This is a genomic window from Roseobacter sp. HKCCD7870 (assembly GCF_037830315.1).
In the GTDB taxonomy this organism is placed as follows: domain Bacteria; phylum Pseudomonadota; class Alphaproteobacteria; order Rhodobacterales; family Rhodobacteraceae; genus M30B80.
In genome coordinates this window covers 396,640-412,479 of the sequence record NZ_JBBLYO010000001.1, presented here as the reverse complement: position 1 = coordinate 412,479, position 15,840 = coordinate 396,640, and the positions used below count along the sequence as shown (strand labels likewise).

17 protein-coding genes and 1 tRNA gene are annotated in these 15,840 nt (G+C 53.6%); 7 read left to right on the top strand and 11 right to left on the bottom strand.

The genetic code is table 11. The features are described 5' to 3' along the window. Window positions 1-37: 37 nt before the first annotated feature. A complete protein-coding gene (locus AAC637_RS02165; RefSeq protein WP_340302121.1) occupies window positions 38-1,057 on the bottom strand; it encodes a PstS family phosphate ABC transporter substrate-binding protein in 1,020 nt (339 codons plus the stop codon). Window positions 1,058-1,266: 209 nt separating this feature from the next. Next, complete coding sequence (locus tag AAC637_RS02160) at window positions 1,267-2,322, bottom strand: ATP-binding protein (RefSeq protein ID WP_340302120.1); 1,056 nt, start codon at window positions 2,320-2,322, stop codon at window positions 1,267-1,269. A 189-nt stretch (window positions 2,323-2,511) separates the two neighbouring features. Here AAC637_RS02160 and AAC637_RS02155 point away from each other — a divergent pair, with 189 nt between their 5' ends. After that, a complete protein-coding gene (locus tag AAC637_RS02155; RefSeq protein ID WP_340302119.1) occupies window positions 2,512-2,886 on the top strand; it encodes a hypothetical protein in 375 nt (124 codons plus the stop codon). An 8-nt stretch (window positions 2,887-2,894) separates the two neighbouring features. Here AAC637_RS02155 and AAC637_RS02150 read toward each other — a convergent pair whose 3' ends face one another. From AAC637_RS02150 to rplU, 7 genes are all read right to left on the bottom strand, one after another. Next, window positions 2,895-4,079, bottom strand: a complete 1,185-nt coding sequence (locus tag AAC637_RS02150; protein ID WP_445322701.1) for a trans-sulfuration enzyme family protein — start codon at window positions 4,077-4,079, stop codon at window positions 2,895-2,897. After that, window positions 4,076-5,311, bottom strand: coding sequence for a glutamate-5-semialdehyde dehydrogenase (locus tag AAC637_RS02145; RefSeq protein ID WP_340303123.1), 1,236 nt, complete (start codon window positions 5,309-5,311; stop codon window positions 4,076-4,078). The genes AAC637_RS02150 and AAC637_RS02145 overlap by 4 nt, the downstream gene beginning before the upstream one ends. A 39-nt stretch (window positions 5,312-5,350) precedes the next feature. Continuing rightward, the gene (gene proB / locus AAC637_RS02140; protein ID WP_340303122.1) at window positions 5,351-6,457 is read right to left on the bottom strand and encodes a glutamate 5-kinase; all 1,107 of its coding nucleotides are present in this window, start codon (window positions 6,455-6,457) and stop codon (window positions 5,351-5,353) included. Window positions 6,458-6,474: 17 nt separating this feature from the next. Continuing rightward, window positions 6,475-7,515, bottom strand: a complete 1,041-nt coding sequence (gene obgE, locus AAC637_RS02135) for a GTPase ObgE (protein ID WP_340302118.1) — start codon at window positions 7,513-7,515, stop codon at window positions 6,475-6,477. 71 nt (window positions 7,516-7,586) lie between these two features. Further along, window positions 7,587-8,126, bottom strand: a complete 540-nt coding sequence (locus AAC637_RS02130) for a GNAT family N-acetyltransferase (RefSeq protein ID WP_340302117.1) — start codon at window positions 8,124-8,126, stop codon at window positions 7,587-7,589. Between the two features lie 96 nt (window positions 8,127-8,222). Then, complete coding sequence (gene rpmA / locus AAC637_RS02125; protein WP_317654644.1) at window positions 8,223-8,492, bottom strand: 50S ribosomal protein L27; 270 nt, start codon at window positions 8,490-8,492, stop codon at window positions 8,223-8,225. Window positions 8,493-8,504: 12 nt separating this feature from the next. Continuing rightward, window positions 8,505-9,140 (bottom strand): 50S ribosomal protein L21, encoded by a 636-nt coding sequence (gene rplU, locus AAC637_RS02120; RefSeq protein WP_340302116.1) that lies wholly within the window; start codon window positions 9,138-9,140, stop codon window positions 8,505-8,507. 322 nt (window positions 9,141-9,462) lie between these two features. On the opposite strand from rplU, the gene AAC637_RS02115 reads away from it, so the two are divergent. The 5 genes from AAC637_RS02115 to AAC637_RS02095 all read left to right on the top strand — a co-directional run bounded on the left by AAC637_RS02115 (window position 9,463) and on the right by AAC637_RS02095 (window position 12,187). After that, window positions 9,463-9,552, top strand: a tRNA-Ser gene (locus tag AAC637_RS02115). A 117-nt stretch (window positions 9,553-9,669) separates the two neighbouring features. After that, window positions 9,670-10,917 carry a tyrosine-type recombinase/integrase gene (locus tag AAC637_RS02110; RefSeq protein WP_340302115.1) on the top strand — a complete coding sequence of 416 codons (1,248 nt, stop codon included), beginning with the start codon at window positions 9,670-9,672 and terminating at the stop codon, window positions 10,915-10,917. Then, window positions 10,904-11,149, top strand: coding sequence for a hypothetical protein (locus AAC637_RS02105; RefSeq protein WP_340302114.1), 246 nt, complete (start codon window positions 10,904-10,906; stop codon window positions 11,147-11,149). Before AAC637_RS02110 ends, AAC637_RS02105 begins: the two co-directional genes overlap by 14 nt. Next, window positions 11,103-11,507, top strand: coding sequence for a hypothetical protein (locus tag AAC637_RS02100; RefSeq protein ID WP_340302113.1), 405 nt, complete (start codon window positions 11,103-11,105; stop codon window positions 11,505-11,507). Before AAC637_RS02105 ends, AAC637_RS02100 begins: the two co-directional genes overlap by 47 nt. Before the next feature lie 470 nt (window positions 11,508-11,977). After that, window positions 11,978-12,187, top strand: a complete 210-nt coding sequence (locus tag AAC637_RS02095) for a hypothetical protein (RefSeq protein ID WP_340302112.1) — start codon at window positions 11,978-11,980, stop codon at window positions 12,185-12,187. 136 nt (window positions 12,188-12,323) lie between these two features. Here AAC637_RS02095 and AAC637_RS02090 read toward each other — a convergent pair whose 3' ends face one another. Beyond that, window positions 12,324-12,722: a PAS domain-containing protein gene (locus AAC637_RS02090; protein WP_340302111.1), complete on the bottom strand. Its 399-nt coding sequence runs from the start codon at window positions 12,720-12,722 to the stop codon at window positions 12,324-12,326. 378 nt (window positions 12,723-13,100) lie between these two features. On the opposite strand from AAC637_RS02090, the gene typA reads away from it, so the two are divergent. Continuing rightward, a complete protein-coding gene (gene typA / locus AAC637_RS02085) occupies window positions 13,101-14,918 on the top strand; it encodes a translational GTPase TypA (protein WP_340302110.1) in 1,818 nt (605 codons plus the stop codon). A 36-nt stretch (window positions 14,919-14,954) separates the two neighbouring features. Here typA and cysE read toward each other — a convergent pair whose 3' ends face one another. Further along, the gene (gene cysE, locus AAC637_RS02080) at window positions 14,955-15,770 is read right to left on the bottom strand and encodes a serine O-acetyltransferase (RefSeq protein WP_340302109.1); all 816 of its coding nucleotides are present in this window, start codon (window positions 15,768-15,770) and stop codon (window positions 14,955-14,957) included. Window positions 15,771-15,840: the final 70 nt, after the last annotated feature.

The following is a 15,840-nucleotide window of genomic DNA, read 5'->3' as shown; positions in this document are numbered from 1 at the left end:
GGAACCGCCCAGACCGAATTTAGAAAACCGTCAGATCTTAGAGGCCTGCAACCATTGCTTGGGTCGCTGCCAATTCTGGATCTGGAACAAGGCCGTATTCAGCCAATGGGCCACCAGGGCCTGCGATTTCGTCAGAGATGAAGAACTCAACATATTCCTTCAAACCTGGGATCACACCGATATGCTCTTGCTTGACGTAGAACTGCAGAGGGCGCGATACGGGGTATTCGCCAGATGCGATTGCATCAACGGTTGGGGTTACGCCAGACATAGTCGCAACCTGAAGACGGTCGGTGTTGTTTTCATAGAAAGACAGACCGAATACGCCAATACCTGTTGGGGTGCTGTCGAGATTTGCAAGCGTCTGTGTATAGTCGCCTTCGATATCAACCGAACGGCCATCGGTGCGAAGGGTCATGCAGGCTTCTTCAACCGCATCTTCGTCCATGCCCATACCAGCCATTGCTTCTGCTGCACCAGTATCCTCACAGCCTGCGAGGATCACGTTTTCTTCGAAAACTTCGCGCGTGCCGTGGTTCGTGCCAGGAACGAACATGTTGATTTCCTGAGAAGGAAGATCGCCATTTACGTCAGCCCAGTTGGTGTTTGGGTTGGCAACCATTGCTCCATCAACAGGCAACTCAGCGGCAAGCGCCAAGTAGATATCTGCAGGTGTGAATGCGAAAGAAGGGCCATTGATGTCAGAGGCAAATACGATGCCGTCATAGCCAATGCGAACTTCGATTGGGGTTACACCGTTGCCTGCGCATACTTCGCGCTCGGAGTCTTTCATCAAGCTAGAGGAGTTCGCGATATCGATTGTGCCTTCGCCAACGCCTTCGCACAGCATGCGGCGGCCAGTGGACGAACCGCCACCCTCGACAACGGGGGTTGCGAAATCGGTTTCAGCGCCAAACGCTTCGGCAACGATATTTGCGTAAGGCAGAACCGTGGATGAGCCCGCGATGCTAACATAGTCACGGCTTTGCGCGGCTGCGCCCGTTGCGGACAATGCCGCCAAGGCAAGGGCGGAAACGGTCAATTTTGTGAAAGACATTCTTCTGTCACTCCAAGTGGTTTTCGGGTTGGCAGAACGGGCACCAGTGCCGCGCTCTTGTGGGCCTGCCTATGCGTGCTTCGCCAAGCTTTTGTGACAGAAATGTAACAGTTATATGACAATATCCTCGGATCGCCCGAATTCTGTGAAAATTCTGCGAAATTCCGAAATTTTGAGCATTACTTTGGAAAAACGGCGAATTTCGATGGTTATTCGCTCGGAAGAATCACGGAAAAACAGCTGCCTTTCCCCTGTTCCGAAGTGATTTTCAAACGCCCGCGATGGCGCTGGACGATGTGTTTTACAATCGCAAGGCCCAAACCCGTTCCCCCCATGGCGCGACTGCGGTGATTGTCCACGCGATAGAATCGCTCTGTCAGGCGCGGGATGTGCAAGGCATCAATTCCTTCCCCTTGATCGATGACATCGACACATAAAAGCCTGCCCTTAAGGCTGCCCTGCCCTGTCTCGTGGCGCATCTTGATTGTTACGGTCTTGTTCTGTCCGCCATATTTCAGGGCGTTTTCAATAAGGTTGCGGAAAACCTGTGTCAGTTGATCGCTGTCGCCGCGCAATTCGGTGCTGACATCATCGGGGCGCTGTATCATCACCTGACAGCCGCTTTCTTCAACCAAGGGGCGCAAGGCTGCCTGCACGCGCGAGACAACATGCATCACGTCAATCACTTGATCGGGGCGCTGACGCTGTTGTGATTCAACCCGTGACAGCGACAAAAGATCCCCGATTAGGCGGTTCATCCGCTGTGCTTCATCCTGCATGATCTGCAAGAAACGCGATTGCGCTGCGGGGTCTTTGGCGGCAGGCCCGCGCAGTGTTTCGATAAACCCAAGAATTGCCGTAAGCGGGCTGCGCAATTCGTGGCTGACATTGGCCACAAAATCGCGGCGCATTTCTTCAACCTCGGTCAAATGGGTGACATCTTCGAAATGCAAGACAATGCCCAGATTTGCTTCGGGCAAGGCCGTGATGCGCACGATAAACCGCTCAGCACCTGCGGAGCTGGTTTGGATAAATTCCGCTTCGGATGAGACGCCAGATTGCAAAACCTGCTCAATCGCCTGTGCCAAAGTAGGCTGGCGAAACAGTGTCACATAAGAGCGGCCTTGCGCCCATGTTCCAAACATGGCCTCAGCTTCTTCGTTTTGTTCGAGCAAAATACCATTCGGCCCCAAGTGCACCATTGGGTCAGGCACGCAATCGAACATGGCTGTCACAATTGCCTCAAAGGAATGGGTGTTGGTCATTTTCTGGGCCTTTTCGGGGGGTAAAGGGTCGAATCAATACGCTCTTTAGCTTCGCCAAGTTTCAGAAAATGTCGACCGCCCCTTTTTTTTTGTGCTTATTCATTCTAATTCGTTACATCTGTAACGATTTTGCGGCGGATAATGGATTAGGCGTCAGGTCTTAGATGTCCGAATTGAGAGTGCGGGACGATGTCATCGGCTTCAAATAACGACACCGCGTTGCGTCAGATGCGCAACTTGGTTTTGGTGGATGTTCCCCCAAATCTCGCCTCTCGTTTGCCGCGCATGGTGGTTGATGCCGCGGAAATGGTTATGGCGGCGAATGTTGATAAAATGCCCGAAATTTTGACCACTGAGTGCCCTGATATGGTGATCTCACCCTTGATGGGCCCGAAATTTGACGCGATTGAATTGGCGGTTCAACTGCGCAAGGCCGCATTTCGGGGGCGGTTGGTGGTCATTTGCGATAAGCTACCTGATCTCTCTTTGATCCGACAAGAACTTGAAAATCAGGCCTTGGGGTTCACGGTTAGCCTGTTGGTTTTGGGCGATAAGGACCGTTAGATCAGGGTTTAGACCGCCGCCAATGCCGCTGTGAAATCGGATTTCAGTTGCGTCACATCTTCAATCCCGACTGACAGGCGGAAAAAGCCTTCGCTGATGCCAAGGGCCGCGCGCCCCTCTGGCGTTAAGGCGCGGTGACTGCTCGAGGCGGGATGGCTAAGAGAGCAGGCCACATCCCCCAATGTGGGCGCAAAGGCGATACTGGGGGCCGCTTGCACAAAGCGATTGGCCGCATCGCGACCGCCCTCAATCTCAAAGGACAGCATATTGCCCCCCTGCCCCTCAAATAGCGCCATGGCGCGGTTGTGATCAGGGTGATCGGGACGCGTTGGATATAGCACACGCTTTACCTTTGGATGATGGGCCAAAAATTCAGCCAAGGCAGCGGCATTTTCCTGTGCCCGCGCATAGCGCAGATCAAAGGTGAACAGCCCCCGTTCGGCCAGCCAACATTCATAGGGTGCAGGCGTCATGCCCGTTGTGACCGCAAAATCATAGATCGCTTTGCGATGGTCTGGGTTTTTCGCGGCAACATATCCCAAGGTCACATCGGCATGGCCCGCCAAAAGCTTGGTCACGGAATGGATGATGATATCTGCCCCGACCTGATAGCTGCGCATCATTGCGGGCGTGGTAAAGGTGTTGTCCAACACCATGATCAAACCATGTTGGGTGCAAATCTCGGCAATGCCTGCCATATCGGCCACACGCAAGGTGGGGTTTGAGAGGGCCTCGACCAAAACCAATTTCGTATTGGGGCGAAGGGCGTGTTTAAGGCTTGGCGCATCGGTCGGATCAAATTGACCCGTCTCGATTCCAAAACGCGGCAGGTCTTGCGACATCAACCGCAAGGAGCGGCCATATAGCTGGTCGGCGCCGATCATGTGATCGCCCGCCCTCAAAAGCCCCAGAAGTGCGGCGGTGATCGCGGCCATGCCAGACCCCGTGATCAGGCCGCCCTCTGCGCCTTCTAGGGCATCAATACGCGCGGCCAATGCGGCTGCGTTAGGATGACCTTCGCGTGCATAGGTATAGCCCGCCAATTGCCCACTATATTGCGCATCCAGCTGGTCAGGGCTGCCTGCGGCATAGACCACGGATTGGTGCAAAGGTGTGGCCACTGGCCGCGCCGCGCCAATATCCATGGCTTGGCGGCGGATGATCTGACTGGTGGTTTTGGGATCTTTACTCATGCGCGGGTCGTCCCATTTCCTTTGACGATATATTTGAATGAGGTCAGCTGCTCTGCGCCTACGGGCCCGCGGGCGTGCATTTTGCCTGTGGCGATACCGATTTCAGCGCCCATTCCAAATTCCCCACCATCGGCGAATTGGGTTGAGGCGTTGACCATCACAATCGCGCTGTCGATATTCGCGGCAAAAATCTGTGCGGCCTCAAGGTTTTCCGTCAGGATCGCATCCGTATGGCCCGAGCCAAACTGGGCAATATGATCCATCGCAGCAGATAGGTTTTCCACGGGCTTGGCGGCGATGATCATATCCAAGAATTCCTTGCCAAAATCGTCTGGTGCGGCGCGGTTTGTGCCTGCAATATCGGCCAAGGCCCCATCGGCGCGCACCTCAACCCCTGCGGCAAGAAGTGCGGCAATAATGGGTTCCGCATGGCTATTGATTGCGTCTTGATGGATCAGCAAACATTCAGCCGCGCCACAAATACCTGTGCGGCGGGTTTTTGCATTTAACACCACGCGCAGCGCTTTATCCAAATCGGCATCCTTGTCGATATAGATATGGCAGATGCCTTCAAGATGGGCAAAGACAGGCACGCGGGCCTCAGCCTGCACCAAACCGACCAAGGCCTTGCCACCGCGCGGCACGATGACATCAATCTGTCCTTGTGCATTCAACATGGCGCTGACAGCCGCGCGATCCCGTGTTGGCACAATTTGCACGGCCTCTGCGGGCAGGCCTGCCTCAGTAATGCCACGCACAATCGCGGCATGGATAGCGCGCGAAGAATGAAAGCTTTCCGATCCCCCCCGCAAGATCACGGCATTGCCAGATTTCAAGCATAGCGCCGCTGCATCCGCAGTCACATTGGGGCGGCTTTCGTAGATGACGCCAATCACCCCAAGCGGGGTGCGCACGCGGGCGATATGCAACCCTGTGGGCCTGTCCCATTCTGCAATCGTGGCGCCAATCGGATCGGGCTGTTCTGCAATCGCCCGCAGGCCACCCACGATATCGCGCAGTCGATCCTCGGTCAGGGTGAGGCGATCCATCATCGCCGCTGTCAGCCCTTTTTCACGTCCGTAATCCAGATCTTGCGCATTCGCGGCCAGAATATCCGCGCGGAATTTCCACACATAGTCTGCCGCGCCAATCAGGGCTGCATGTTTGCGTTCAGCCGATGCTGTGGCCAAGGCGTGCGCCGCAGTTTTGGCGCCCGCGCATAGGTCGTTCATCAATCCTGTGATATCCTCTGTCACTGGCGCAGCCCTCCCTTATAAGGCCATGTCATCGCGATGCACCAAGGCCGCGCGCCCTGGATAGCCAAGTAATTCTTCAATCTGATCAGAATGATGGCCTACAATAATCTTGGTTTCATCGGCACTATAGCGCGACAGGCCAATTCCGATATGCGCGCCGTCTTGGCCAAGCAGTTCCACAGGATCGCCGCGCAAAAAACTGCCTGAAACCTTATGCACCCCAGCAGGCAGCAGAGACTTCCCCAGATTGAGCGCGCGCAACGCGCCTGCGTCCAAGGTCAGGCTACCTTTGGGCTTCATTCCCAAAATCCAACGCTTGCGCGCATCTTGGGGGTCGAGTGTTGGAATAAACCATGTCACCCGCGCGCCGCCCTCAATCGCCGAAAGGGGCGCACTCACCGCCCCTTGGGCAATCGCCATGGCGCATCCTGCACTCATGGCATTGCGTGCGGCCATCAGTTTGGTTTTCATTCCACCCTTTGACAGACCCGTTCCCGCATCGCCTGCCATCGCCTCGATCTCAGGAGTGATGTCATGGATCACGGGGAAATGTATGGCGCTTGGGTCTTGTGAAGGGTTGGCGGAATAAAGCCCATCCACATCTGACAACAAAATACATTGATCCGCGCCCGCCATGGCGGCCACATTCGCCGCCAGACGATCATTGTCACCATAGCGGATTTCATCAGTGGCAATAGTGTCATTTTCGTTGACGATGGGAACCGCACCCTGTGCGAGAAGCGTTGCAAAGGTTGCGCGCGTGTTCAAATAGCGCCGCCGATCTTCGCTATCATCCAAGGTCAGCAGTATTTGTGCGGCCGTGATCCCATGCGGGGCGAGATATTCTTCATAGGCGCGGGCCAAACGGATTTGCCCTACGGCGGCGGCGGCCTGCGCCTCGTCAAGGGAGAGCGCCTTGGCCCCAAATCCAAGCGCGCCGCGACCAAGCGCGATTGAACCAGACGACACCACGATCACATCCGTGCCGCGATTGCGCACCCGCGCGATGTCCGCGGTCAAATCTTGCAACCATGCCTCGCGCAATTGGCCCGATACAGCATCGACCAAAAGGGCCGAGCCGATTTTCACCACCAATCGCCGCGCCTGTGCCAGTTGCGGCACCGCCTGCTGGGGCTGTGTTATGGCCGCCACGCTTCGTCTTCCTTTGCGTCCAATTTCTTTTGGCGCAGATTGCTGTCATCAATCCCCGCGCGCAAGACCCGTAACACCTCGGTCACCCCTGTTTTTGCGACCCCTGACATCAACATGACTTTATTGCCAATCGCCTTTTGCAAAGCCTCGCGTTTCTCGGCGATTTCTTCATCGCTGAGCGCGTCAATTTTATTGAGAACTGTGACACGGGGCTTGTCATACAGCGCGTCTGAATAGGCCTCTAGCTCGGTCAGAATGGTTTCACAATCACCCACGACATCCTCGGATGTGCCATCAATGAGATGCAACAAGATCGCGCAGCGTTCGATATGACCCAAGAAGAGATCGCCAAGCCCCCTACCCTCAGATGCGCCCTCGATCAAACCAGGGATGTCAGCAACCACAAATTCGACCCCATCGACCCCAACAACCCCCAAATTCGGGTGCAGGGTGGTAAAGGGATAATCCGCGATTTTCGGGCGGGCATTGGACGTTGCTGCGAGAAATGTCGATTTCCCCGCATTTGGCAAACCCAAAAGCCCCGCATCCGCAATCAGTTTAAGGCGCAGCCAAATGGTGCGCTCGACCGCCTCTTGGCCAGGATTTGCACGGCGGGGAGCCTGATTTGTGGCAGATTTGAAATGTAAATTCCCAAAGCCGCCATTCCCCCCCTTGGCCAACAGTACGCGCTGGCCAACCTCGGTCAGATCAGCGATGACGGTTTCCATATCCTCGTCTAGGATTTCTGTGCCCGCAGGCACGCGCAAAATAATCTCGTCACCATCTTTGCCCGTGCGCTGGCGCCCCATGCCAGGCTGCCCGTTTTTGGCAAAGAAATGCTGCTGATACCGAAAATCAATGAGGGTGTTTAGCCCATCAACCGCAACTGCCCAGACATCACCGCCGCGCCCGCCATCGCCGCCATCGGGGCCACCATATTCAATGAATTTTTCGCGGCGAAAGCTGACGCAGCCACAACCGCCCGCGCCCGAGCGGATATAAACTTTGGCAAGATCAAGGAATTTCATAAGTTCACCTTTCGCGGGCAGCTCATGGCGCTCCCTTGCCAAATTCGGAATGTCTGACCTGCCTTAGCGCCTTAGATCAGTCTTTTCAAATATGTCCATGTAGGCAATGCCGCGCTGCGCGCGACTGAATAGCTTTCTGCATCGCCCAGATACTCAAAGCCTGCATTCACCAAAACCTGCGCCGAGCTTGGGTTGTCTTGAAAGACGCTTGCGAAAATTGTGTCATTGGCCAGCGGATTGGCAGCAATGAGGGCGCGCACCACTTCAGAGGCGATACCCGTGTTCCACATTGTGGGGGCCACCCAATAGCGGATTTCCGACTGCCCGCGATCCATTTGGTGCAATTCGATCACGCCAACCAATTCCGCCCCACCTGAAGGGCTGGCATCAATGGCCCAAATCACATCTTGGGATTGATCCGCCAAGGCGCGCTCAATAATGGCTTCAACTGCCCCTGGTGGCAGCGGATGCGGGATATTGGGTGTCATCTCGGCCACGCGTTTGTCGGATGCGTACAGCGACATCAACCCTGTATCCGCCATGCTTAAGAGGCGCAGCTGAAAGCGATCTGTCGTGATGACAGATTGCGCGGTGATTTTGTCTTGCTTCATGATCGCACCTATTGCCCCATTTTAGGGCTTCACCAACGAAAAAAGGGCCGGCTGAAACGCCGGCCCCTTTTCGAAATCATCGCGAAAAGTGTGGCGTTACTCAGCAGCTTCTGCTGTCGGCAACACGGAGATAAATGTGCGGCCCTTAAAGCCCTTGCGGAAGCTGACATTGCCCTCGGCGGTTGCGAAGATCGTGTGATCTTTGCCAATGCCAACACCTTCACCCGGCCACCATTTTGTGCCGCGCTGACGGCAGATGATGTTACCTGGAATTACGGCTTCGCCACCGAATTTCTTAATTCCAAGGCGGCGACCAGCACTGTCGCGACCGTTGCGGGACGAGCCACCTGCTTTTTTATGTGCCATGTGTCTCTCTCCTTATGCCTTGTCCGCTTTCGCGGCTTTGGGTTTCGCAGCTGCCTTTTTAGGTGCTGCGGCTTTCTTCTCGGCGGCGTCCTTATTGGGGGCTGCTTTCTTGGCAGGGGCCTTTTTAGGGGCGTCTGCCTTTGCAACCTCTGCCTTTGCGGCCGCAGGCTTCTTCGCGGCTGCTTTTGCAGGCTTCTCTGCCGCGTCTGCCGCCTTCGGCGCCGCTGCCTTCTTGGCAGTGGCTTTTGCAGGGGTTGCTGCAACCAAGGCCGCCATTTCAGCCGCAGCAACAGAACCCGCGCCAACAGCCGCCTTAACGCCAGATTTATCAGCGCCCGAGGCAAGGATCTCTGTCACGCGCAACAGGGTCAGTTGCTGACGATGGCCCTTCGTGCGCTTAGAGCTGTGCTTACGGCGGCGCTTGACGAAATGGATCAGCTTTTCGCCTTTGATCTGGTCGATCACAGTGGCCTGAACAGCAGCACCAGACACAAGCGGCGCACCAAGCACAGGCTTGTCGCCACCGACCATCAGAATTTCGTTGAATTGAACGGTTTCACCCGCTGCAGCCGCCAGTTTTTCAACGCGCAGAACGTCACCCGCCTGCACCTTATACTGTTTGCCGCCTGTCTTAAGGACCGCGAACATGGGTCTTTCCTTTCCAGTTCCGCGCCGTGCGGCCCCCGCCTTGGGGTGTTGATGCAAGGGTTTGACCCACTTGCGCCTCTGGCTGCGCACCCTGATTTTAGGGCGTTCATCACAAAAATCAGAAACCGCCCGAGTCACCTCGCGCGGCCTGTGCACTGCGTATGCCCCAAGGGCGTTTGACTGTCAAGGTGAAGTCAGCGGCAAATCATGGCAAATAGGGCTATGCATTCAAGGCCGCAAAAAATCTTGCAAGCAGCTGCCCACACCCCCTTGCGCGCCCTGCCGCCTGCCGCTATGCCCCCACCACCCTGACCCAAAGCGCGGAGAGGTGCCGGAGTGGTCGAACGGGGCGGTCTCGAAAACCGTTGTGGGGGTGACTCCACCCAGGGTTCGAATCCCTGTCTCTCCGCCACACCCCATTTCACAAAACTCAAGAAAACAAGAAAAGAAGAAAACAAGAAAAATACCAACAAATATTGGTGTTTTTTGATTTTTTTTTATTTGTCTCAGGATGCCCATATAGTCCATAATGTGGCCTACAAACCATGATGTTTGGCTACAAAAGGTCTACAAATTGGCACTCGCGTATAAAGATTTAGAAGCACTGCAGAAATCACCAGACACCCGCTGGAAGCCTGCTGGGACGCCAAATCTATACGCCGTAGCGCGTGGAAATGGTTCCGTAACGTGGATTGCTCGTGTCGCAATTGATGGAAAAAGGCAGAACATTACCATCGGTAAGTGGCCAAACGTGACGGCTAATGAGGCCCGCGACATAACGCCTGCAATCAAATCCATGCTAAAAGGTGGGTACAATTCTGAAGCGGTGAAAAACGCGCTTAGCCTCACCCTTGATCCAATTCAGTTCTCATCACTGGTGCGTGCTGAAAAGGTCTCAGCCAGCGGACAGACCCCTACCTTCGAGGAGGTGGCTACACATTGGTATGAAACGCACCTCCGCGATGGCCTGTCTGACGGTCCATACAAGAAACAGGTTATTCAGCAGCTACGGGATCACGTGTTTCCAAAGCTTGGTCGGCGCCAAATAAATGAGATTAAGCAAAAGGAAATCCGTGAGGCTTTGAGTGACATTTGGGTCAACCATGAACCCAGCGGCAAAAAAATCCGTAGCAATATCGAGCGCATATTTGAGTTAGCCGTTGCGGATGAGTTGGTGGAATACAACCCGACACCTTCGCCAAGGTTAATGCCCAAGTCTCGGCATTTCGTTCAGCACATGGCCCACCTGCCCCACGAACGCGCTCCTGAGTTCTGGCAGTGGCTCATGTCTCGCCCCAGAATGAGCCTGCAGACACGCACAGGCATCGCTATGGCCTTGCTACTGGCAAAACGTAGTCAGGAGATACGTTTCATTGAGTGGAGCCATATCGACTTCGATAATGCCGTGTGGACCACACCTGCAAGCCGTATGAAAATGCGCAAGGAACACCGCCAGCCGCTAACGGAGCCAATTTTGAGCATGCTCCACGACTTGAAGCGACTGACTAGCAATCAAAAGTTTGCGCTTGGAGTGGCTGATAAGCCTATCAGCGAAAACGCTATGCTCGTGGCAGTAAAGCGCTTTGACGAAATCACAATACACGGGTTCCGCGCGACCTGCGGAACATGGTGTGAGGAAAATGGTATAGACCAACAGGTCAGCAAGATTATCAAAGCACACCAACCGAAATACCTAGATGCTGCCTATCAGCGTTCAGACTTGCTGGAGCAGCGGCTCGAGGCACTGCAGAGGTGGGCTGATTATGTCACGGGATGAGAGAACAAGAAAATTACAATTCATTTACAAAATGTACAAGGATCCCGAGGAAGGCGGTATTTTGGCCGACTTCATTCGTATCGGAGGGGCAACCAACATCCCCTGGCCAGCGGGCATGGCGGAAGACGTTGCAGATTTAATAGACAAAGGCGACCCTTGGACGAAGCGCAAACAAACAGCTGTCGATGATGGGTGGATTTTCGAGCGCTGCAGACGAGCGGGAAGCAAATGATTTGGACTGTAACACGGCTGAAGCGTTCGAGAGAAGCGAAGACTGTGCTTTTAACTGGAAAGCGAGCATTGATAATGAAGATTTTATTAATAATAGTCAACGCGTCATACGTATCCGTTGCGCCTGTATGAGAGCTGTAGAGGGCCGAGCAAGGTTTGGTGAACCTGACTGGGGTGGATGGCTCATCACTCCATTTTCAAATTATTACAATGGGACTTCTTACATCGACACTGGTGTTGTGCGATTAGTGGATAGAGAAGTTAAGTTGCAAAATGGATTTGGAGCGATGGTGAACTCAATAGCCTCGTGTACATATGACCTCGAACAAGACGAAGTGATTAGCGTTTCGGTGGACTAGAGTGGCCGACGTTGTAACACCTTGCTACGTAACCCTCTCATAACACAAAATATATTATGCAAAAGCTGTCGTCTAAATTTCTGATTTTCTCACAGTTGCGTAGTACGCGCCTGTCGTAAAACAAAGCTGGCGGTGGCTATAGGCCTCTCATACCTCGGACCTGTGCCTCATTAAAAACACCCCCCTTGGATAACGGGCTTGTCGGCCGATAAAGCGGCTCCAGTTTCTCCAATAAACTTGTAAATTAAAGTGCCGTATTAGTGTCTATACCTAGGCAAAAGGCGCGCTGCTGCGTTACCCGCTTCAAACAAATTGTGAAAGTAACTTTTGAGGGGGTGGGGGAATAGCCTGTTAAATCTGTGTATTCATCCGCTAGTGTCAGCATAGAAAGTTCGCATGCGCTACACTACAGTGATTAACTTATATGTTATTCTTGGATGACATATTTGCTTATATTATTTTATACCACGATGTTCCTGTTCCTCATTGTGATATTCGTAATGGGCATCGTTGCACTTTCAAAAGGCTGGGTTTGGGGCAAAGGATATACCTGGAGCGACTTCCTTCAGGGCAAAATCATTTATCGTAGTGAAGAGCCAATACGTTTTTGGCTAACTGTCATTGCTTATCTGGTTTGCCCATGGCTGCTTGGAGCAAGCATGGTTTTTGGAGAGCTGTAACAGAGCTGTATTAGCTTTGTTACAGCAAAGCGGTCCTCACGGTAACAAAACCCACTCAAACTGCGAGTGTTAGAACCCGCATCATAATACTTATAAAAAATGCAGTTAACTGATCATGAATTGAGTGGTGACGTAGCTATTCAATAATAGCCTCACGCTCAGATGACTCGCGTTGAATTGCTACATAGTACTTCACGGTGCCTTGACTATTCTTCACACCGGCGATGCTCCATTGCATTAGAAATGGAGTGCCATTTTTTTTGTAGTTCCATGCTTGACCAAAAAAATGATTTCCACTCAGAAGATCATCTTTCAATTTTTTCAGCACTCGGCGGTCGGTTTTTCGCCCTTGCAGAAAGTTCGGATTTTTACCAACTACTTCGTGTAGCTCATAACCTGTGATCTTTGTAAACGCTGGATTTGCGTATAAAATATGAGGGCCTCCTCCTGAAAAATCAGCATCTGTTATAACTATACCATCTGCTACTGCGTAAAATGCAGCTTCAAATACTTCCCGATCTACCGAAGGCTCCAAGTTCGTACTCCTTAAAATATCACTTGTACAACTATTCGCATTCAGCGAGCTGCGGCTAAGGGTTTCTTTAACATGTGTAAACCAAACCTCGTATTGTGCTGTTTTATATCAACAAGCTGATACCAAACTGATAAACCACACGCCCCATTGTATGCCAAGATGTTTTAGAAAAAGGGTCTACAAAAGGGTCTACAAATCACAAAATTTTTACAATTTATTATTTAATAACAGATGCTTAAATTTTCAAAATTTGCGGACTATCTCTCCGCCACATCCCTGCACAACCAACCCCTGCCCCGCGCATTTGCGTCTGGCTTTTGTCGGGCTTTGCCGTTATGGGCCTGCGAAACTCTCCCCCTTTGCGGATAAGGAATTCCGATGGAACTGCGCAATATCGCGATTATCGCCCATGTTGACCATGGCAAAACAACCCTTGTTGATGAGCTGCTCAAGCAATCAGGCGCCTTCCGCGAGAACCAAGCCGTGGCTGAGCGCGCGATGGACAGCAATGACCTAGAGCGCGAGCGCGGGATCACTATTCTGGCGAAAGCCACCAGCGTGGAATGGAATGGCGCGCGCATTAATATTGTGGACACTCCAGGCCATGCCGATTTTGGCGGTGAGGTGGAGCGCATTTTGAGCATGGTGGATGGCGTGGTGTTGTTGGTGGATGCCGCAGAAGGGCCAATGCCACAGACGAAATTCGTAACATCCAAGGCGTTGGCGCTAGGCCTGCGCCCCATTGTTGTGCTGAACAAGGTGGATAAACCTGATGCCGAGCCTGATCGCGCCTTGAACGAATGTTTTGATCTGTTTGCTTCGCTTGGGGCAAGTGATGAGCAGCTTGATTTCCCGCATCTCTATGCATCGGGGCGCTCTGGTTGGGCGGATACATCGTTAGAAGGGCCGCGCAAGGATTTGACGGCGCTGTTTGAATTGGTGTTGCGCCATGTCCATGCCCCGAGTCAGATTGCAGAACGCAGCGCGCCGTTTCGGATGCTGGCCACAACCCTTGGCTCTGACCCGTTTATTGGGCGCATCCTGACAGGGCGCGTTGAAAGCGGCACGCTAAAGCCAAATGAAACCGTTAAGGCGCTGTCACGTGATAGCACCCAAATCGAAAGCTTTCGGGTAAGCAAAATCTTGGCCTTCCGCGGCTTAGGCCAGCAACCCATCGATGCAGCTGAAGCGGGGGATATTGTGACCCTTGCGGGTATGACCAAGGCCACGGTGGCAGATACAATCTGCGCGCCCCAAGTCACCGAGGCTATCCCTGCGCAACCGATTGACCCTCCGACGATTACTGTGACCTTCGGCATCAATGACAGCCCTCTTGCAGGCCGCGATGGCAAAAAGGTGCAAAGCCGCGTGATCCGTGAACGCCTGATGAAAGAGGCGGAATCGAATGTGGCCATCAAGGTGACAGATACACCCGGCGGTGAGGCGTTTGAGGTTGCAGGGCGCGGCGAATTGCAGATGGGTGTCTTGATCGAGAACATGCGCCGCGAGGGATTTGAACTCTCGATTTCCCGCCCGCAAGTTTTGTTCCGTGAGGAAGGCGGTCAACGCCTCGAACCCATCGAAGAAGTGACTGTTGATGTGGATGATGAATATGCAGGGGCGGTGATTGAGAAAATCACAGGCCCGCGCAAGGGCGATCTGGTCGAGATGAAGCAGAATGGCGGCAAGACCCGTATCGTGGCACATGTGCCATCGCGTGGTTTGATCGGCTATCACGGGGAATTCTTGACCGATACGCGCGGCACGGGCGTGCTGAACCGCGTCTTTCACGAATGGGCACCCCATAAAGGGCCAATTCCCGGTCGGCGTGCAGGCGTTTTGATCTCGATGGAAGATGGCGAGGCCGTGGCCTATGCCCTTTGGAACCTTGAAGAGCGTGGCCGAATGTTCATTGGCCCGCAGGAAAAGGTCTATCAAGGCATGATCATTGGCGAACATAGCCGCGACAATGATCTAGAAGTGAACCCGCTTAAGGGCAAGAAATTGACCAATGTGCGCGCCTCTGGCTCTGATGAGGCAGTGCGCCTGACCCCGCATGTTCAATTCAGCCTCGAAGAGGCCATCGCCTATGTTGATGATGATGAACTGGTTGAAGTGACGCCGAATTCGATCCGTTTGCGCAAGCGCTTCCTTGATCCGCACGAGCGTAAGCGCCAATCGCGCGCGGCAAGCTGATAAAGAAAAAAGCCCGCCATTTTGGCGGGCTTTTCCTTATTCGTTTTTGCCAGTCGGTAAAAGTTGATCCATGCTGATAGAGGGCTGTGCGCATCCTGCCTCACCCACAACCTTTGCAGGCACCCCCGCAACTGTGGTGCAATCAGGCACCTCGTGCAGGACAACAGAACCAGCAGCAATGCGCGAGCAATGACCAACACGGATATTGCCCAAAACTTTGGCGCCGGCGCCGATCAACACGCCATCCCCAATTTTGGGATGCCGATCTTCTTCCTCTTTGCCTGTGCCGCCTAAGGTCACCGAATGTAGCATCGACACATTGTCGCCGACCACGGCCGTTTCACCGATCACGATAGAATGCGCGTGGTCGATCATGATCCCCTGCCCGATTCGCGCATTGGGATGGATATCCACGCCGAATAGCTCAGAGGTGCGCATTTGGATGAAATATGCAAAATCGCGCCGTCCCTGCTGCCACAGCCAATGACCCAAACGATAGGCCTGCACCGCTTGAAACCCTTTGAAATAGAGAAGCGGTTGGATGAAACGATGGCAGGCAGGGTCGCGATCCGTCACGGCAACAATATCCGCACGGGCCGCTGCCCCAAGAGATGGGTCGCTGCGATAGGCCTCATCTGCAATCTCACGCAGGATTTGTTCGCTCATCTCGCTTGAGGCCAGCTTCTGCGACATCCGATAGGCCAATGCCGCCTCTAGCGATTTATGATGCAGCACGCAGCCATGGATCACACCACCCAGCAGAGGCTCGGCCACAATAGCCTTCTCCGCCTCGCGCAAGATGCGATCCCATACAGGATCCAGCTTAGATGGTTTGGGGTGTGTTTGGGCCATATTCTGCCTCCATCACGTCAATTCAGACGGCCGATATAGCAGGTATAGCATATTTGGAAACCCAATGCGC